Origin of the sequence: Sinomicrobium pectinilyticum, assembly GCF_003725735.1 — a bacterium.
Classification (GTDB): Bacteria; Bacteroidota; Bacteroidia; order Flavobacteriales; family Flavobacteriaceae; genus Sinomicrobium; species Sinomicrobium pectinilyticum.
Genome location: NZ_RJTM01000002.1, coordinates 61,371 through 80,965, shown reverse-complemented (window position 1 = coordinate 80,965; position 19,595 = coordinate 61,371). Strand labels below are relative to the sequence as shown.

Below are 19,595 nucleotides of genomic sequence, written 5' to 3'. Positions count from 1 at the left end.
TCACCGGAAATACATCCGCCGGTCAGCTAGACCGGGGGCGTCTTCCGGGAACCCAAAAGGTTAATTATCTTTCAGCGCTTCATCTACTGAAATCCGTTCTCCGTTCCGGTATGCCACTATGTAAGCTTCTTTATAACCCTTGTCCCGGGCCTGGCGTTGCAGGTTTCTGGCTTCCTGATAACTCGGTGTATTACCGTACAGGTAACGGTAAACCCTGCCGACGCTCTCCATGGATATGGGGTCCAGTCCCCGGAAGTTGTAACGTTTCGGTTCTATTTTATTGCTCCCGGCAGCCACCTGTACTTTAAATACCACTCCCGTTGCGGTATCACTTTCCGGTGTGGGGCTCACAGGCACCTCATCAATCGCTATATTATTGGTAATTTCTTTTTTGTAACGGATAATTGCCTCGGCTATATTCTCCGCCATGTCCGTCTTGCCTTTTTTAGATGCCAGATAACTCTTTTCGTTCCTGTTACTCAAAAAACCGGTCTCGATCAGCACACTCGGCATAAATGTCTGGTGAAGCACAATAAAGCCGGCTTGCTTTACCCCGCGGTTCTTCCGTTTGAGCTTTACGGTAAAGTTGTCCTGCAGTAACTTGGCCAGCTGAATACTTTGTCCTAAAAATTCCTCCTGCATAATGGTAAGGCCAATTACGGATTCGGGGGAGTTAATATCGTACTGGGCATAATTGGATTCGTGATTTTCTTCCAGATAAATCACTTCGTTCTCCGCCTTGGCCACCTCAAAGTTCTGTTTGTTCGCGTGCAGTCCGAGTACAAAAGTTTCGGTCCCGTAAGCATTGGAGTGATGTGAATTACAATGAATGGACACAAAGAGGTCCGCATTAGCTTCATTAGCTATTTTACCGCGAACATACAGGTTGACGAATTTATCTGTTTTACGGGTGTAAACTACTTTTATATCCTTATGTTTTTCCAGCTCTCTGCCCACGGCCAGAACAATATCCAGGGCCACGTCTTTTTCCTTGGCCCCATTCCCTATATTTCCGGGATCGTGCCCTCCGTGCCCCGCATCCAGGACCACCGTAAATATCTTATTTGTTTCTTCTTTTTCCTCTCCGCCGTTAAAAGAACTCAGCCAGAACACCCCGGCAAGCAATACCGTCAATACCCAAACCTTTTTTATCATGTATTTTTATTTTACAGCCAATATTACCGTATTTACCCGATACCTTATCATTATTAAAACGTCACAAATCCGAAATATTGTCAAAAAGGATGACGTTATTAATGGTAATCCGTCTATTTTTACACCGTGAAAAGGAACACAGAACTCCGGATGTTTTCCTCAAAGGAGATATTATGAAGCTGTCAAAAAAAACATAAAATCAAAACCTGTTGCGAGGAATTCGCATATTTTTTTTACATCTTTGCCTGTGTGAAACTCAGGACGGAAATAAAGTCCTGCATCACAAACGGAGTACCAAGCTATATTTTTACAAAAATAGGATTTAAAGCGTTGCGAGCAAACAACCCTTACATACTTTTAATGCTTATTTTGCTGTTTGGCCGGTCGTTTCTCATTGCGCAGGAGACCCCGGTAAAGCAGCCTTTAAACATTGAAGCCCAAAAGGACTCCGTACAAGTTCCTGTAAGTGAGGCACTGCCGGATATCCAGACCAGCGATTCCATCATTGCAAACGATATTTTAACCGACACCTTACAGCTTACGGACAGCATACAAAGAGACAGTATACAAAAAGACAGCGTACCCCCGAAAAAAGGATTTCTGGATGACCAGATAAAATACAAGGCCAAAGACTATCAGAAGACCGTACGGAGCGAAAACAAAATATACCTGTATAACGAAGCGGAAGTCTATTACCAGGACACCGAACTGAAAGCCGGGATTATTGTTATTGACTACGAAAAAAAGGAGGTCTACGCAGGACGGATCAAAGACTCTACCGGCACTCTGACACAGGCCCCTTATTTTAAACAGGGAAGTAACATTGTCGAACCCGATTCCATCCGGTACAACTTTGATACGCAAAAGGCCCTGATATGGAACTCCAGGTCCGAACAGACCGTAGGTGGTGAGATGAACGTATTTGCGGAAATCACGAAAAAGGAAAACGATTCCGTTTATTTTCTGCACGAAGGAAAGCTTACCACATCCAAGAACCTGGATGATCCGGAATATTACATCAGGGTACGAAAGGCAAAATTTGTTCCCAAGAAAAAAGTGATCGCCGGTTTCAGCAACATGTATATTGCCGATGTCCCTACCCCCATAGCCGTCCCTTTTGCCTATTTTCCCATGTCGCAAAAAAGCAGTGAATCGGGGCTTATCTTTCCTACTTTCGGGGAGATCAACGACAGGGGATATTTTTTACAGAACGGGGGCTACTACTTTGCCATTAACGATTTTCTTGACCTGGCGGTACTGGGAGATTATTATACCAATGGCAGCTACGGCTTCCGTACAGAGACAAATTATGCGGTCAGGTACCGTTTCCGGGGAAATTTCAATTTTCGCTTTGAAAACCTGGTACAGGGACAAAAAGGGTTTCCGGATTACAGCAGAGGAACGACGTACAACATACAATGGTCGCATTCGCAGGATGCCAAATCCAACCCCAGTTCGAGGTTCTCGGCAAGTGTAAACCTGGGAAGCAGCCGGTATTACAAAGATTCCTACAACCAGATCAACACGGGGAACTTTATGAACAACACCCTGTCTTCGTCCGTATCGTATTCCAAATCATTCCCCGGATACCCGGCAGTCAACCTGAGCGTTACCGCCACACATTCCCAGAACACCAATACCGAGGTAATCAATATGACCCTCCCCACCTTACAGGCGAGTGTGGAACGTATTTATCCTTTTGCCCCCAAATCCGGCATTAAAAAGGGATTTTTCCAGAATATAAATTTCCAGTATAACCTGAGAGCGGAAAACCGTTTCCAGACCACGGATTCCCTGTTCTTCAAAAAGGAAATGTTCGAAGATGCCAAAACGGGGTTTCGCCACAGTATCCCGGTAAGTACCAACTTCAAGATATTGAAATACCTGAGCGTATCCACAAGTGTGAATTATGACGAGGTATGGCAGCTGAAGACAATTAAAAGACATGACTACCAGGAAGAACTGGAAGAGGCCCCTATTGACACTATAAACGGTTTTGACCGCTTTGGCCAGTATAATTTCAGCGCCAGTCTCGGAACTACAATTTACGGAACGTTCCTTTTTAAAGAAGGTAAGAAAATACAGGCTATCCGGCATGTTATGAGACCATCTGTCAGCTATGGTTACACCCCCGGCTTCGACCAGTATTACGATGAATATATCGCGAACGAAGAAGGAGAAGTGAGGGAATACACCAGGTTCGAAGGTGGTGTTTACGGAACGCCGAGCAGGGGAAATTCCAACAATATCGGAATCTCCATAAGCAACACTCTCGAAGCCAAAGTAACGGACAAAGACACCACGGCAACCGAACCTAAAAAAATAACTTTGCTCAATAACCTGAATTTCTCAACAAGTTATAATATCGCTGCGGATTCCCTGCCCTGGAGCCCGGTGAGGGTCACCGGGGGAATTCCCCTGTTTGACAATAAAATGACGGTGAATTTCGGGGCCACTCTAGACCCCTATGCCATAGACAACAGCGGGAGAAGGATAGAAAAATTCAATATTGACAATGGCGGGAGCCTATTCCGTCTCACCAATGCCAATCTTACAACAAGCTACACTATTTCCAGTAAAACGTTTAAAGGCAGCGGTGTGGACCGTGAAACGGATAATACGGCCAGCGGGGGAAGGGATGATGATCTTTTCGGAACCAATCAGGATTTCAGTGATGGCCGGATGTTCCCCGACGACGACGAAGATGAGGAAGAAGAGGAAGAGACCAAGTTTTACGGTGCTTCGCTACCGTGGGACTTAAGGCTGGCATATTCCATGACATATTCCAATTCGAACAGGCAAAACGAAATCAGCAATAACTCGCTGATGTTTTCCGGGAACGTGGAATTGTCGCCCAAATGGCGTGTAGGTGTTTCTTCCGGGTATGATTTTAAGAACAAGGGATTCTCCTATACCCAGCTTCGTTTTGAAAGGGACCTGGAAAGCTGGCGTATGAATTTTAGCTGGACTCCTTTCGGGACCCGTACCTCCTGGTATTTCTTTATCGGGATAAAGAGTTCCATGCTCAGCGACCTCAAATGGGAAAAGAGACGGGCACCGGACCGGAACCTGTAACCTGACCCCAAAAAACAGGAAAGAAACGTATAAAACTTTAGCCATATGAAAAAGATAATCAACACCGACGAGGCCCCGGCCCCGATAGGGCCTTATAACCAGGCCGTACTTACGGGAGACACACTTTACATTTCGGGACAGATCGCACTGGACCCGATTACGGGGGAACTAAACCTGAATTCCATAGAAGAAGAGACCACCCGGGTAATGCAAAACCTGGAAGCGATACTCAAAGCAGCCGGAATGAGCTTTGAGAACGTGATAAAATCTTCTATTTTCATCAGCGACATGAACAATTTCGGCAAAATAAACGAAGTATACGGCAGGTATTTCAGTGAAGAAAATGCCCCCGCCAGAGAAACCGTGGAAGTAGCCAATTTACCCAAGTTTGTAAACGTGGAGATATCCATGATCGCGGGCAGGTAAACCTCTATAGAACCTACATTTCCGGACCAGAGGAAGTGGCAACAGGTGCATGAACGCTCGTAAAAAGAGGTTTACACCGTCACCTCCATGTGTCTCCTGACAGAAAATATCCGGAAAGGGGAAGAAGGCCTTTTACCGGACTATATCCGGAACCGGAAGAATAAAAACACAAATAACCATCACCGGAATGGCGTGATAAAAAAAGAGGTTGCTTTTTTGGAGCAACCTCTTTTTTTATGTTAACATTTGTATATTCTATTTATTGAATACGATAGACCTGTGATATTCTACCAGGTTGTCAATAGGGCGGCGTAATATCTTGCCGACTTTCAGATTGTTCTGCGCCATGACTTCATTCAGTTCTTCCTGAAGGTAATATGCAATACTACCTATAAAATGTACGGGGACGGACTCTGCCTGCTCATATTGCCGGATACAATTATCTATAAACAACTGCATTCCCTTCCGGATAAGCTTCTGGCTGTACTCGTGTTCGCGGTTTTCAATAACAAATCTGGCAAAGGTTGCCAGGTAGGTATTCGGGTTAGGCTGTTTATAGAGATTGTTTTTAATGACATCTGCTTCCAGATCATAGGTTTCCGAAAACTTATGCGCCAGGCTTTTGGGCATTCTGTGATAATAATAATCCCGGAGCAACTGACGGCCGAAATAATTTCCGCTGCAATCGTCCATAAGGATATAGCCGAGAGATATGACTTTCTGAAAAACTTCACTGCCGTCGTAATAACTGCAATTGGACCCTGTGCCCAATATACAGACTATCGCATGCTCTCCTGGCTCTGCAGTAGCGTGTATGGCAGCATAGGTATCTTCCTTGATAAACGTCTTGGCATTGACAAAGAAGTTCTTAAAGATCTTCGTAAGGTATGTCTTCATCCTGTCCGTACCACAACCGGCACCATAAAAATAAAGTTGTGTTACTTTATCTTTATTATTACTCAGTTCGAAATTATTGGCCAGACGTTCATCAATAATTTCCCGGGTAAGCACTTCCGGGCTGAGTCCCAGGGTTTTTGTCAGAAATAACTTGTTTCCTTCCTCATCTAAAGCGATCCAATCCGATTTTGTGGCTCCACTATCAACAATTAATATCATATTCTCAATAATTTATTAATAAAGAACAAATAGAGAAGGTATTACATACTTCCGAAACCCTTCCTCTATTTGCCTTATTTTGACTACTATCTTATTATAATGAAGATACGTGAAGTGCCAGATCTACCAGTTTGCTAGAATATCCCGCTTCGTTATCGTACCATGCTATAACTTTAAAGAATTTGGAATTAAGCTCTATTCCTGCATCCGCATCAAAGATACTGGTACGCGTATCTCCGACGAAATCCTGAGATACCACTAATTCTTCCGTATACCCGAGGATCCCTTTTAATTCTCCTTCGGAAGCAGCTTTTACCGCTTTTTTTATTTCTTCATAAGAAGTTTCTTTTTTCAGCCGCACAGTAAGGTCAACTACAGATACGTCCGGGGTAGGTACCCTGAACGCCATTCCGGTAAGTTTACCTTCCAGTTCGGGGATTACTTTAGTAACAGCTTTGGCTGCACCTGTAGCTGCAGGAATAACGTTAGCCAATGCACTTCTTCCTCCGCGGAAATCTTTTTTGGACGGTCCGTCGACAGTAAGCTGAGTTGCCGTAGTAGCGTGTACGGTAGTCATCAGGCCTTCCTCGATACCAAAAGCGTCGTTCAGCACTTTGGAGATGGGTGCAAGACAGTTTGTGGTACAGGAAGCATTAGATACGATATTATCGGTAGGCTTTGCTTCTTTGTGGTTTACTCCCATTACAAACATAGGAGCGTCTTTTGAAGGCGCAGAAATAACTACTTTCTTGGCTCCGGCCTCTATATGCTGTTGTGCCGTATCGAGAGTGGTGAATATACCTGTACACTCGGCAACTACATCAACTCCGGCCTCATCCCATTTCAGGCTCTTCGGATCTCTTTCGGCAGTGATCCTGACCGTCTTTCCGTTTACCACGAGGTTACCGTCCTTTACTTCCACAGTACCCTGGAAAGTACCGTGCACAGAATCGTATTTCAGAAGGTATGCCAGGTGATCTACGTCTAACAGGTCATTAATAGCCACTACATCTACATTATCTCTTTTTACGGTTTCCCTGAAAACCAATCGTCCGATTCTCCCGAAACCGTTAATACCAATTTTTAAGTTTGACATGATCTAATTATTATTTGTGATTTATTTTGATTTGCTGTTTTTATCATCCTCTAAGTTACGAAAAAACGAGGGTTATGTGGTCATAATATCCGATACGCGTAAAAGTTCCCTGTCTATTTCCGATTTCCCTTTTACGGCCTTTTCCAGCGGGGTAAGCAGTATCTTGTCTTCGCTGAAGCCAACCATGTAATTGGATTTACCTTCGAGCAGGCTCTCCACGGCTTTCACACCCATTCTACTGGCCAGGACACGGTCAAAACAGGTAGGCCTTCCGCCTCGCTGAATATGCCCGAGTACCGTTACCCGGACATCGTAGTCCGGATGGTTTTGTTCCACGTATTCTTTGAGCTCAAACACGCTTTTGCCAATTTTGTCTCCCTCGGCCACAACGACAATACTGGAAGATTTTCCGGACAGCCGGCTTCTTTCCAGGGATTCGAGCAATCTTTCCAATCCCAGATTTTCTTCGGGAATGAGGATTTCCTCTGCACCCGCCCCAACACCGGTATTCAGTGCAATATGCCCTGCATCGCGTCCCATCACCTCAACAAAAAACAGTCTGTTATGTGAGATAGCGGTATCCCGTATTTTATCGATGGCTTCCACTACCGTGTTCAATGCCGTATCGTAACCGAGCGTAAAGCTGGTACCGTAAATATCATTGTCAATAGTCCCGGGTATACCCATTACCGGGAAACCGAACTCTTCGCTGAAGATCATCGCACCGGTAAAAGACCCGTCTCCTCCGATCACCACAAAAGCTTCTATACCGTGTTCTTTCAGTTGCTCATATGCCTGTTTCCTGCCTTCTTCCGTACGGAAATCATTGGATCTTGCCGATTTCAGGATGGTACCACCCCTGTTGATGATGTTATTTACACTCCGGGCATTCATCACTTTAAAATCCCCTTCTATCATTCCCTGGTATCCCCTGTAGATTCCTACACATTCCAGTTCATGGTATGCACAGGTACGAACTACGGAACGAATTGCTGCATTCATACCGGGAGAATCCCCTCCGGAAGTCAGAACAGCTATCCTTTTTATAATGTTTGACATGATTTTTGTTTTAAAAGCTACCAAAGATATTTAATAATTTTTTACTTAAAAATCTTATTGCGGATGTTTGTGTATTTCTAACGTTTTCGTTAAAAACTTTTAACTTTAACCCTTCATTATTTAACACCGAAAGCCTTTCTCCGACCTATTAATGCCATTTCGGCAATTTCATTATCACTATCGGTAACCGACGAAAATCTTTTCCGCTCCGTATGAAATAACCGGGAAGATTTTTCCTTTCCCGTCCGCAAAACTGTTATTCCCTTCCTTCTATAATCCAAAATCCGCCTGCTGGAAAACAGGCGGATCGGAACGTAATGATTAATAATTGAAAAACACTAAAAATGATATCTCTTGAATGCCTCTATGGCTTCGTACTCGGCCAGTCCCAAGGCATCGTATAACCGTGCCGTAGCTTTGTTCCTCTCTTCTGCCCTCACCCAGAATTCCCTGGAATCATCTCCCTGGAACATTACCCGGTCTTTTTGCGACTGGTGGAAGAGAATGGCATTCCGCTTACGGATCACCTGGTCCGGGCTCATGGGAACGGCCATTTCAATTTCATCCAGTCCCCATTCGTGCCATGCCCCACGATATAACCATACCCAGCAGTCATTCATATACGACTCGGATTTTAACCGCTCAAGGGCTTCAAAAATACCATCCAGGCACACTTTGTGCGTACCATGCGGATCGGCCAGGTCTCCCGCAGCGTATATCTGATGCGGTTTTATTTGTGCTATAATATCTACGATAATCCGTATATCCTCTTCCCCTATGGGGTTTTTCTTTACTTCACCGGTCTCATAAAATGGCAGATCGAGGAAATGTACATTTTCATCCTTCAGGCCAACGTAACGTGTAGCCCCGTAAGACTCCCTTCTCCGTATAAGCCCTTTCAGTTTCCTCACATCCTTAGAGTCTGTCTGATCTTCCCTCTTGTTATTCAGGTAATCTATGGCTTCCCTGAATACGGCCGGGGTCTCATCTCCGGTTATATCCTGGGCAACTTCGGCAAACTTGAGTGCTTCTGCGTCGGTAACGGCAATATTACCCGAAGTCTGATATACTACATGTACTTCGTGCCCCTGGTCTACCAGGCGGCAGAAGGTCCCTCCCATAGAGATCACATCGTCATCGGGGTGCGGGCTGAATATAATAACCCGTTTTTTTGCGGGTTCTGCCCTTTCCGGACGTTTGGTATCATCTGCATTGGGTTTTCCCCCGGGCCATCCGGTAATGGTATGCTGCAGCACATTGAACATCTGGATGTTCAGTTCGTAAGCAGAACCTTCCTGTGCCAGTAAACCGGACATACCGTTATCGTTGTAATCCCTGTCCGTCAGCTTCAGGATCGGTTTGTTGGTTTTTAAACTCAGCCAGACCATAGCCTTGCGTTTAAGCTCGTCCGTCCACACACATTGTCCTACAAGCCAGGGGGTTTTAAACCGTGTTAGCTCCGAAGCTGCTTCATAATCCAGTATAAACGTAGTATTTTTATGCTGTTGCAGGTACGTTGCCGGAACATTGGAGGTTATATCTTCTTCTATGGTCTTCTTAACGATCTCTGCCTTTTTATGCCCCCATGCGAGCAATACAATCCGCCTGGCTTTCAATATGGTGCCTATACCCATGGTTATGGCTCTTTTCGGCACGTTCTCAATACCGTTAAAGTCCGACGCGGCATCTCCCCTGGTCAGGTGGTCGAGGGTAATGATCCTGGTCCCGGAATTGTAGTGAGACCCCGGCTCGTTAAACCCCACATGTCCCGTACGCCCGATACCGAGCAACTGGAAATCCAGTCCGCCGTGCTCCTTGATCTTCATTTCATAATCGATGCAATACTGATGGATCTCTTCCAGGGACACCCTTCCGTCCGGAATATGAACATTCTCCGGCTTTATATCGATATGGTCAAACAAATGCTGATGCATAAAGTAATGGTAACTCTGGTGGTTATCCTTGTTCATAGGATAATACTCGTCCAGGTTGAAGGTAATTACGTTAGCAAAACTCAGCCCTTCTTCATGATGCATACGCACCAGCTCCTCGTATACTTTTATGGGAGAAGATCCCGTAGCCAGTCCGAGTACGCAGTTTTCTCCTTTTTTCTGTTTGTCCTTGATAAGTTGCGCTATTTCTTCGGCAACAAGGACAGAAGCCCGGTGAGAATTTTCAAAGACCTCATTGTGAAACTTCTCGTAACGGGTCTCTTCGAATTTCCCCACTTCCTTGTGGCTAATATCATTAGCTTGTACTAAATATCGATGCATAACTAACGGTGTGAATGTGATTATTTTTTCGAAACTAAACTATTCTATATGGTTCATATGCTAAAACTTTTTCGACCAGCGCACTCAACTCTGTTACAAACAGCGTTATTTTCCGGACTTAGAGATATTGTTTTCCGCCAAAAAAACACTTGTTCCTTCCTGCGCCGGCAAGGCGCCTGAAGACGCGGGAGCACACAATTTCCAGCGCAAAAATTTAGAGCTTAATATCCCGTAACAAAAATAAATTAGCTGAACAACATCAAAAAACTCATCAATTACATCATTTTACATATTAGTAAATATCAGTAATTTACGCACACAAAAAATTATTTTAAAATATTTTGTTTTTAGTAAAAATACATCTATTTTTTGGCTCTTTTTGAGATGTTTTTGTCAATTTTTCAAAATTCTGGCCATAAACCAGATAACAGAATGGCACCGGCAATATGCCGCATTTCTAAACCAGCATACAGATGAAAATTAAATGTATCATTATAGATGACGAACCTCTTGCCGCAAGTGTATTGTCATCTCATGCAGGGGAGTTCCAAAACCTGGAAATCTCCGCCTGTCATAACAACCCGGTCGAAGCCATGGCCTCGTTGGAAAACAATGATATAGATGTTATTTTCCTCGATATAAACATGCCCAAAATGAGCGGGCTGGATTTCATCAAAAACATCAACTACAACGCATTCGTCGTCATCACCACGGCCTACCGGGAATATGCCGTGGAAAGCTATGAACTCGATGTGTTTGACTATCTGGTAAAACCCATCCCCTTCCATCGTTTTGCGAAAACGGTAAACAAGCTTACCAAAGAAATTACTATAAAAAGGGGTGGGCTCGTAAACATTAAGGCTCAGCAAGAACCTCACATGTTCTTAAAGGTAGACAAAAAAATGGTAAAAGTCAACCTCAATGATATTCTCTTTATCGAAAGCCTCAAAGATTATATCAAGGTTGTAACCACTATCGACGAATACATTGTTCATAAATCCCTGACCAATATCACGGAAGAACTCCCCTCCGCCAATTTTATACGTGTACACCGGTCCTATACGATAGCCATAGACAAGGTAAAAGCGGTAGAAGGGAACATTATAGAAATAAACAACAAGAGGATCCCCATAGGAAGAAACTATATCAAACAGGCCAAAGAAAGTATTTTTAAGGACAACCAGGACCTGATATGAAAACCACAGAATTACTGCTGGCGATCCGGCCCGGGTGTTGCATTGAAGATTTTTTATAAAAAAATAAATATAACCAGGAAACAATTACTAACTACAACTTTCATGAAACTATCATTATTAGATTACTCCCTTATCTTCGGTTTTTTCGCAATAACACTGATCGTCGGCATTGTTGTGTCCAGGAGTTCAGGGAAGAATACCACGGAATATTTTCTCTCCGGCCGTAGCATGCCCTGGTGGCTGTTAGGCTTTTCTATGGTGGCCACAACATTTTCTACCGATACCCCTAACCTGGTGACCGATATTGTCCGCACCAACGGAGTTTCGGGCAACTGGGCCTGGTGGGCCTTTTTGCTGACAGGGCTGTCTACCGTGTTTATTTATGCCAAACTATGGCGCAAATCCAATGTATTGACGGACATGGAATTTTACGAACTGCGGTACGGCGGAAAACCGGCGAAGTTCCTTCGCGGTTTCCGCTCCATTTACCTCGGCCTCTTTTTTAACATCATCACCCTGGCTGCGGTAAACCTTGCAGCGATAAAAATCGGCGGGGTAATGCTGGGGCTATCTCCTGTACAAACGGTTCTCATAGGAGGGGTGATCACCGTTATATTCAGTGCCATAGGAGGATTCAAAGGTGTTGTCTATACGGATTTCATCTTGTTTTTCACAGCCATTATCGGTGCCGTGGGGGCTGCTTATTACCTGGTAAACCTTCCGGAAGTAGGTGGTATTTCCAAGTTGATCACCCATGAAAACGTAGCGGGAAAACTCTCTATTTTACCAGACTTTTCAGATACGGAAGCGCTGATCTCCATCCTTATCATCCCACTGGCGGTACAGTGGTGGAGTTCCTGGTATCCGGGGTCGGAACCCGGAGGAGGAGGGTATATTGCACAGCGTATGCTGGCGGCAAAAAACGAAAATCATGCCATAGCGTCTACTTTTTTCTTCAATATCATGCACTACGGCGTAAGACCGTGGCCCTGGATACTGGTAGCCCTGGCATCTCTTGTAGTATTTCCCGACGTAGCCAGTATACACGAAGCATTCCCCGGTATCGAGGAAAGCAAACTGGGGCACGACCTGGCATACTCAGCTATGCTCACCAAGCTTCCCAACGGGCTTCTCGGACTTGTTCTGGCCTCTCTGGGGGCTGCTTATATGAGTACTATTTCCACACAGCTGAACTGGGGATCGTCATACATCGTAAATGACTTCTACAAACAGACGATACGCAAAAACGCATCGGAAAAAGAACTGGTTAACGTGGGCCGTATTTCTACCGTATTGCTCATGGTGGCCAGTGCGATAATGGCATTACTGCTCACCAATGCGAAACAACTGTTTGACATTCTGCTGATGTTCGGTGCCGGAACCGGACTGGTATATATACTCCGTTGGTTCTGGTGGCGTATCAACGCATGGAGCGAAATTTCCGTAATGTTTGCCGCGGCCATTACCAGCCTGGTACTGACCCTCTCCCCTCTGGGAGACTACCTCTTCGGCTATAAAGAAATAGACAGCACCGCTATAGCAGGTATATTTCCCTCCTGGGCCACCCTGCCCGCCATAGTGCTTATTACCACCATTATATGGGTGATCGTAACCTTTGCCACCAAACCGGAAAAAAAGGAAGTATTGTACAGTTTTTACCAAAAGACACAGCCCGGCGGACCGGGATGGAAAAAAATACTGGACCAGGCACAGGCAGAGGATATCAATATTGTGGACAACAGGGAAAAATGGTCGATCCCTTCCGGGATCCTGGCTATGGTCCTGGGCTGTATATTGGTTTACTGCTGTATGTTTGCCACAGGAAACTGGATATACGGTAATTATGCGCTTGCCACAGGGCTTACTGTTGCGATGATCGTCTCCGGCTTATTACTGGCCGTAGTATGGAACCGCATGAAAAGTGATATTTTGTAAAGTCAGAAGCACGAAGTTAGGAGTACGAAGTTAGAAGTAAAGCTTAAAAAATCTTCGCACTCCTAACTTCGTACTTTCTTCAATCTCCTTTCTGCCCGAAACGGATCAGGCCATTCCCCATGGTTTCCGATCCGGCGGAAACTTCTTTCTGAGGTGCGGAAACATTCTCCGGGGCCTTTTTTTCTTTGGTGAATATTTTCTGCAGTAACTCCCGGAAGGTATTAAAGTCTACCTGATAGGAAAGACCGGCACCCTGGGTATATCCTATGCGGTCGGCAAGCCATTGCTGTATTTCGTTCTCCCTGTTAAATATCCTCGCTCTCAGCGTTCCGTCCTCGTTCAGCAATATCTGTACTTCCACATCACCGGCAACCGCCGTTTCCGCCACACCTCCTATCGGCACTCCTATCTTTCCGTTGATAAGTATGCGCTCGTTTATCCGGGTGGAAACAGTTACACCAAACCTGTCCTGCGTCTCAAAATCCAGGTTGGGATCTCTTGTTCCGAGTTCATACGATAGCCCGATGTCAAATTTACCGTCCCCGGAATTGAGAATATCGTTCAGCATACTAAAACCGGATTCTATAAAGTTACCTGCCACGCCGCCACCGCTGATATTGATTTCATTATTAATAAAAGCGCCCTGGGACAGCAGGGACAAAGCCTGTAATTCCCGCTTACTTTTATCATCCAGCTTATACTGCAACTCCGAATTAATCACGGCATTGGTCCCCGGGAACTGAATATCGAAATCGATATCCGGTTGCAGGAGTTCCCCGTTGAGTTTAATGATAAGGTCTGTCTCTATCTTGCGGGTCACGGAATTATTGTCCAGCAGAACGGCCGGATTGGCATTCAGGTTATATACGGCTTCGAGATCAACATTAGCCCGGAGCGGGTCCCCGTTCCAGCTCATAAACCCACCGGGTTTCACCTTGAACTTTTTCTCTATGATTCCACCGTACTTAAAATTGTAGTCTCCGCTATAGGTCGTAAAATCCCCCCACATCCGGAACTTACCGTTGGTATTGATTTCCAGGAGTATGTTTCCGGCCCCTCTTCCCCTGAGCGAACTTCCCAGCTCCTTGTCAATGACGATCTCCACTTCCGCATCGGGGTTTATATCCAGGTCAAACTCCAGTTCCAGTCCCTTATAGTCGGCCAGTTCTCTTTCGTGGGTCTCGAAGCTGGTTTCTCCCTGCTTGTCTATAAAATTGATAAAGGAAGTATCCCCCACTGTTACTTCATTATCCAAAGGTATTTTTAATGATGTTCCCTTCCCGGTAGTAGCAAAGACCTTGATGGTTAATTCATCCGTAAGCCCGTATATCTGTGCTTCTCCGTTAATGAACCCCGTACCATAAAACAATTCTTCTTCGGTCTCCGGGGTGTTGAGAGCCAGAAAACGCTGTCCCTGGGTATCCAAGGAAAAGTCGAGGTACCAGTCGGAAAAGGCAGTATGTGTTATAGTCCCGCCAAACAAAGCCCTGGTCTTATATTCCGTATCGGTCAGCGTAATATCATTGAACTGAAATGTCTGGCCGAACAGATCTACCTTAGTTTCCGGGTCAAAATCCAGGTTGACATTGAGATACGGAATTTTCAACCCGGCGTCTCTCAGAGTCAGCTGTCCGTTCAGTTCGGGTTTTTTGAATGTCCCCGTGAGCCTGGCATTTCCCGAAGCCATTCCCCTGAGGTCTGAAATAACATCCGATCCCAGCATACTAAAGGCTTTCATATCAAGGTCGCTCATAGACATTTCCACATCGAGAGAAGACGTATTATTCTCAAAAGATACATCTCCTACGATATCCAGTATCTTCTCATTCCCTTTCTGTATGACCGCATCGATACCGTAACTCGAAAGGTCACGGTTACCGACAATCCCCACATCAAAATTACCGAAGTTGATGTCATTTACCGTAAAATCATCAATACGCAGATTGGATGAGGGATAGAAATTTTTCCGCTGTTGCAGCACATAAAATTCTCCGTTCATCAATCCTTTCAGGTTGAGATTATCAATATCGGGGGTCACTTTATCCAGGGAAACATTTTTGAACTGCACCGAAAAATCCTTGTATGTGGAATCGATCATTTTCCCCTGAAGGTTGATCTGTTCCTCCCTGTAATTCATCACCACTTCTTCTACCGTAACCGTATCCAGCGTTTTGTTGAACACCACCCTGTTTTTATGATTGTTGTCTTTATTCAGCAACCACTGATTCCCCTTAAAACCTACCTCAGACCTTTTAAGCCCCACTACCGATCTGTTATCAGGGGTTATGGTATGGTAGAAGTTCAGATTGTATACATCTTTGGAATCATCACCTCCCTTAAATTCCGTACGGAAGAACAAGGTATCTTTAATGGTGGTATTAATGAGGTTGAACTGCGAAATATCGTAGAAGCCGGTATGGATCTCCCCGATCTCAACATAGGTATTGAACAAAGGATTCTTATTATCGATCTGCAGGTCGATATTTTTAAGAACATTGCCGAAAGCCTCAATATCGGGCGACCGGAAATTAAACTTGAAGTCTCCTTCATCCGCGATCATTTCTCCCTTTATATAGGTGTTTTTACTCAGTTTCACCTCGGGGTAAAACACTTCAATGATCTTGCTGTTTATAAAGAAATTGAACTCTACATACTGATCGGGTTTTATATCGTGCGGACTGTAATTGGTATAGATACTTCCAACGGAGTTCTGTACTATTTTGCCCAGTTCCCGGAATGAGAAATTCCCTTTCATAAAGCCGTTGATGATTTCGGGGGAGTCCACGGTGAGTACCCGGCCGGTCTCGTCTATAACGGAGATGATCTTGAAATCTTCAAAGTAATAATCGTCGTTCTGGTTCTTATAATTTGTCCTGGTAAAATTGATCTCCCCTTTAAGGTTATCAATGTCATTCCCGGTAATATTCATACTTATATCTCCGGAAAACACGGATATGCTATCCCTGGACACAAAATTAAGAGCACGGAAGTCGGCCCGGGTAATAGAGGCCCGGAAATCGAACTGGTTTTCCAACAGGGAAAAATCGGCGAGACCGTCAAAACTCATCTTAAAATTTTCATCATTAGATACCAGGGAACCGTCGAACAGCTGATCTTTAATCACACCGGAAACCACTACATCCCTATAATTATAACCATTATATACGACCTGGCTCACGGCTCCCCTGACTTCGGTATTCAGTGTTTCCTTGGTAAATCCTTTACCGTCTACATCCAGTTCCAGGGAAGTTTTCCCGAAACCTTCATCTTCGATAAACTTGCCTAAATCAAAATCCGTCAGGGTTATGGTCCCGGTATAGGATGCGTTATCTATGTCGTTTATTTTGGTAAGCTCCAGTTCGGAAACACTGCTCCCCAACTCGGTTTCCAGCTCCAGGTCAGTCTTAATGGCGGTTTCCGTGATCACGGCTTTTCCGCGAGCACGAAGCTGTCCGAGCTTTTTCAGGGAAGATGGCAGTGAATTTCCGAGTATGTTGGGCAAGAGCCCTCTTAACTGGTAATAATTGGAGGAAAGATACCCGATATCGGCATCCATCCGGAATGGGAGGTCCGAAGAGAACAGCCCCTTGAAATGAAAGTTCCCGGCTATACTTGTATTTTCCGTAGTGACACGGAGGTTTTTGGCCCGAAGGTCATTGAGTACTCCTTCCAGACCGGAACTAAAGGTTACCCGCTTCCCCGGGCCGAACTCGTTATAAAAAGTATTGACTTCGTCAAAAGCAATAGTAGCATCCTCAAAATTACCCGCTATCCTTACCTTGTTCAGGAAATCAGAAAAATCCTCCCGGTCATACAAAAAAGCCAGATTACCTTTAATATCCGATCCCGGCGTTTCTATAGAAAGATTATCCAGCCGCATTTCGGTCAGCCCGTAAGAGAAATCGGTATCGAGCCGCTGTACCTCCATACCCCGGTCCGCGATCCACCCGAGTTGTTTTATTTTCGTGGTGACTTCGGGACCTTCTATTTTGAAGTCATGCAGGTCCGTATGAATATCCCTGAAATAGAGAATACCGGGATTCTCGGCATTATCGTCCGTTACCTTGAAGCGCGCATTTTCCAGGCGTATAAAAGAGGTGGTAAGTAAAAAGGGTTCTGTAGCTGTGCTGGTGGTGTCCCCGCTGTCCAGCTTTTCCACGAAAAGGTCCAGGTTAGCATCTTCTTCGCCTTCATAGGTGCGAAGATTAAAAAACACCCCTTCCATGCTCATGTCACCGAAATTCAGCTTCCCGTCTATCATACTTTTCACATTCCGAAAGCTAAGCAGTGATGTATTGAGACGATTTACGGAGATCAGGGTGTCCCGGTGATGGTCCTCTATATAGATACCACGCAGGTTGACACTGCCAAAAAAAGAGATATAGACCCTCTGCACCTGTATATTGGTGCCGAAATCTTTATTAAGGGCGCGGGTTACCCTTTTGGCAATACCTGTCTGTACCGGGGGAAGTGCAAAAAAAATACTCACCGCCACGAGTAACACAAACAGGATCAAAAAGGTCCTGACTACTATTTTCCTGAGTTTTCTGATATGCCTTAACTGAATTAACAGGTTATGAAATACGGATTACGGTTATGCCCGGTGATCGGTTCGGTTGGTGAAACAACGAACAAAATGCCTACCTTTGCACGCAACAACTTTTATTCCAAAAGTGCTGATGAAGGAGCAAAAAACATACATTCTGGCCATAGAATCTTCCTGCGATGACACTTCTGCCGCTGTTTTACTTAACGGGAAAGTCCTGAGCAATGTTGTTGCAACTCAAAAAATCCACGAAGAATACGGCGGTGTTGTTCCGGAACTTGCATCCAGGGCCCACCAGCAGAATATTGTTCCTGTTGTACATATGGCCCTTGACAAAGCAAATATCGGTAAAAAAGAGTTATCTGCCATAGCTTTTACCAGTGGCCCCGGCTTGTTGGGCTCTCTGCTCGTCGGGACATCCTTTGCCAAATCGCTGGCACTCGGGCTAAACATTCCGCTGATCGAAGTAAATCACATGCAGGCGCATATACTGGCCCATTTTATCGAGGAAGAAAATTTTGACAAACCCACCTTTCCGTTCCTGGCCATGACTATCAGTGGCGGGCATACACAGATCATCCGTGTAGACAATTATTTTGATATGACCGTCATCGGCGAGACTATTGATGATGCCGTCGGAGAAGCTTTTGACAAAAGTGCTAAAATCCTCGGCCTCCCTTACCCGGGCGGACCGCTTATTGACAAATATGCCGGGGAAGGAGATCCGAAAGCATTCAGGTTCCCGAAACCGAAAGTAGACGGATTGAATTTCAGTTTTAGCGGCCTCAAAACCTCCATATTGTACTTCACACAGAAACACACAGCCGAAAATTCAGCTTTTATCGAAGAAAACCTCAGGGATATTTGTGCCTCTATTCAGTATACCATTGTCAATATACTGATGGACAAGCTCAAAAAAGCCAGTAAGGAAACAGGAATCAGACAGATTGCCATAGGCGGCGGGGTTTCTGCCAATTCCGGTATACGGAACGCGCTGAAAGAAGCCGAAAAAAAATACGGTTGGAAAACCTTTATCCCGAAGTTCGAATACACTACCGACAATGCTGCGATGATCGGTATTACCGGGTACCTGAAATACCGGGAAAAGGATTTTTCCGAACAAACCGTTACCGCAAAAGCACGTTTTAAAGTATAAGTCCGCCTGCATTCCAGCAACAGGATTTCCATGACTCCGGGTATTCTTTTCAGAAGATCCGGATGTGGATTAAATATTTTTTGTATCTTACCTACTTATAACACACCCCCAAACGTTATTCATGTTTATACATGAAACCCCGAATATTCACTTCCGGCATTATAAGTATCCCCTTAAATTCTACGGGCACACATCCCGAGTGTCCATAAAGGTTCGGGATAATATTTTAATTAACTAAAACTTTTTTACCATGAAAAAACACATTCTTAACCTGGGCACCCCATTGAACAGGGAACAGCAAAGGTCCATCACCGGTGGAAAAAAACAGTGCATCGTACCTGTTATATGCAACGATCCGTGGGGCGATTGCCCGCCTGCCACCTGCTCCGAATACGGCCTGCAATGCGCCGAACTGGAGTGCCAGCTTCTACCGTTGTAACGTTGACAGTATTTACAAGACAAATCGTTATGACTTAAAAACCCAACGGTTTGCAACGAACGGAAAGTGAGTTTTGCCACGGATACGGGAATTGTTGTAAAGCAGTTGTTTCGTACCTGTATA

Annotated in this window: 12 protein-coding genes; 6 read left to right on the top strand and 6 right to left on the bottom strand. The window is 44.9% G+C overall.

The annotated features are described in order from the left end of the window. Positions 1 to 60: 60 nt before the first annotated feature. Positions 61 to 1,155, bottom strand: a complete 1,095-nt coding sequence (locus tag ED312_RS00425; RefSeq protein WP_123214015.1) for an N-acetylmuramoyl-L-alanine amidase — start codon at positions 1,153 to 1,155, stop codon at positions 61 to 63. Positions 1,156 to 1,515: 360 nt separating this feature from the next. Between ED312_RS00425 and ED312_RS00420 the strand changes: the two genes are divergently transcribed. Continuing rightward, the gene (locus tag ED312_RS00420) at positions 1,516 to 4,230 is read left to right on the top strand and encodes a putative LPS assembly protein LptD (protein ID WP_240642967.1); all 2,715 of its coding nucleotides are present in this window, start codon (positions 1,516 to 1,518) and stop codon (positions 4,228 to 4,230) included. 45 nt (positions 4,231 to 4,275) lie between these two features. Further along, on the top strand, positions 4,276 to 4,656 hold the full coding sequence (locus tag ED312_RS00415) for a RidA family protein (RefSeq protein ID WP_123214014.1): 381 nt from the start codon (positions 4,276 to 4,278) through the stop codon (positions 4,654 to 4,656). A 255-nt stretch (positions 4,657 to 4,911) separates the two neighbouring features. Here the strand turns inward: ED312_RS00415 and ED312_RS00410 are convergent, their stop codons facing one another. From ED312_RS00410 to nagB, 4 genes are all read right to left on the bottom strand, one after another. Then, on the bottom strand, positions 4,912 to 5,772 hold the full coding sequence (locus tag ED312_RS00410; protein ID WP_123214013.1) for an N-acetylglucosamine kinase: 861 nt from the start codon (positions 5,770 to 5,772) through the stop codon (positions 4,912 to 4,914). A gap of 94 nt (positions 5,773 to 5,866) precedes the next feature. Further along, on the bottom strand, positions 5,867 to 6,868 hold the full coding sequence (gene gap, locus ED312_RS00405; protein WP_123214012.1) for a type I glyceraldehyde-3-phosphate dehydrogenase: 1,002 nt from the start codon (positions 6,866 to 6,868) through the stop codon (positions 5,867 to 5,869). A 72-nt stretch (positions 6,869 to 6,940) separates the two neighbouring features. After that, complete coding sequence (gene pfkA, locus ED312_RS00400) at positions 6,941 to 7,927, bottom strand: 6-phosphofructokinase (RefSeq protein WP_123214011.1); 987 nt, start codon at positions 7,925 to 7,927, stop codon at positions 6,941 to 6,943. 338 nt (positions 7,928 to 8,265) lie between these two features. Continuing rightward, positions 8,266 to 10,200, bottom strand: coding sequence for a glucosamine-6-phosphate deaminase (nagB, locus tag ED312_RS00395; RefSeq protein ID WP_123214010.1), 1,935 nt, complete (start codon positions 10,198 to 10,200; stop codon positions 8,266 to 8,268). Positions 10,201 to 10,673: 473 nt separating this feature from the next. On the opposite strand from nagB, the gene ED312_RS00390 reads away from it, so the two are divergent. Both ED312_RS00390 and ED312_RS00385 read left to right on the top strand, forming a co-directional pair. Further along, on the top strand, positions 10,674 to 11,396 hold the full coding sequence (locus tag ED312_RS00390; RefSeq protein ID WP_123214009.1) for a LytR/AlgR family response regulator transcription factor: 723 nt from the start codon (positions 10,674 to 10,676) through the stop codon (positions 11,394 to 11,396). A 102-nt stretch (positions 11,397 to 11,498) separates the two neighbouring features. Continuing rightward, positions 11,499 to 13,331 (top strand): sodium:solute symporter family protein, encoded by a 1,833-nt coding sequence (locus ED312_RS00385; protein ID WP_123214008.1) that lies wholly within the window; start codon positions 11,499 to 11,501, stop codon positions 13,329 to 13,331. Between the two features lie 79 nt (positions 13,332 to 13,410). Here ED312_RS00385 and ED312_RS00380 read toward each other — a convergent pair whose 3' ends face one another. Continuing rightward, positions 13,411 to 17,820, bottom strand: coding sequence for a translocation/assembly module TamB domain-containing protein (locus tag ED312_RS00380; protein WP_240642966.1), 4,410 nt, complete (start codon positions 17,818 to 17,820; stop codon positions 13,411 to 13,413). 190 nt (positions 17,821 to 18,010) lie between these two features. Between ED312_RS00380 and tsaD the strand changes: the two genes are divergently transcribed. Together tsaD and ED312_RS00370 are read left to right on the top strand one after the other, a co-directional pair. Continuing rightward, positions 18,011 to 19,033, top strand: coding sequence for a tRNA (adenosine(37)-N6)-threonylcarbamoyltransferase complex transferase subunit TsaD (tsaD, locus tag ED312_RS00375; RefSeq protein ID WP_123214007.1), 1,023 nt, complete (start codon positions 18,011 to 18,013; stop codon positions 19,031 to 19,033). Positions 19,034 to 19,283: 250 nt separating this feature from the next. After that, positions 19,284 to 19,472 carry a hypothetical protein gene (locus ED312_RS00370; protein ID WP_123214006.1) on the top strand — a complete coding sequence of 63 codons (189 nt, stop codon included), beginning with the start codon at positions 19,284 to 19,286 and terminating at the stop codon, positions 19,470 to 19,472. Positions 19,473 to 19,595 lie beyond the last annotated feature (123 nt).

Coding starts and splice junctions, on each gene's coding strand:
- pfkA (WP_123214011.1), bottom strand. CDS start 7,927: ATGTCAAACATTATAAAAAGGATAGCTGTTCTGACTTCCGGAGGGGAT.
- ED312_RS00425 (WP_123214015.1), bottom strand. CDS start 1,155: ATGATAAAAAAGGTTTGGGTATTGACGGTATTGCTTGCCGGGGTGTTC.
- ED312_RS00370 (WP_123214006.1), top strand. CDS start 19,284: ATGAAAAAACACATTCTTAACCTGGGCACCCCATTGAACAGGGAACAG.
- nagB (WP_123214010.1), bottom strand. CDS start 10,200: ATGCATCGATATTTAGTACAAGCTAATGATATTAGCCACAAGGAAGTG.
- ED312_RS00415 (WP_123214014.1), top strand. CDS start 4,276: ATGAAAAAGATAATCAACACCGACGAGGCCCCGGCCCCGATAGGGCCT.
- ED312_RS00410 (WP_123214013.1), bottom strand. CDS start 5,772: ATGATATTAATTGTTGATAGTGGAGCCACAAAATCGGATTGGATCGCT.
- ED312_RS00385 (WP_123214008.1), top strand. CDS start 11,499: ATGAAACTATCATTATTAGATTACTCCCTTATCTTCGGTTTTTTCGCA.
- gap (WP_123214012.1), bottom strand. CDS start 6,868: ATGTCAAACTTAAAAATTGGTATTAACGGTTTCGGGAGAATCGGACGA.
- ED312_RS00420 (WP_240642967.1), top strand. CDS start 1,516: ATGCTTATTTTGCTGTTTGGCCGGTCGTTTCTCATTGCGCAGGAGACC.
- ED312_RS00390 (WP_123214009.1), top strand. CDS start 10,674: ATGAAAATTAAATGTATCATTATAGATGACGAACCTCTTGCCGCAAGT.
- tsaD (WP_123214007.1), top strand. CDS start 18,011: ATGAAGGAGCAAAAAACATACATTCTGGCCATAGAATCTTCCTGCGAT.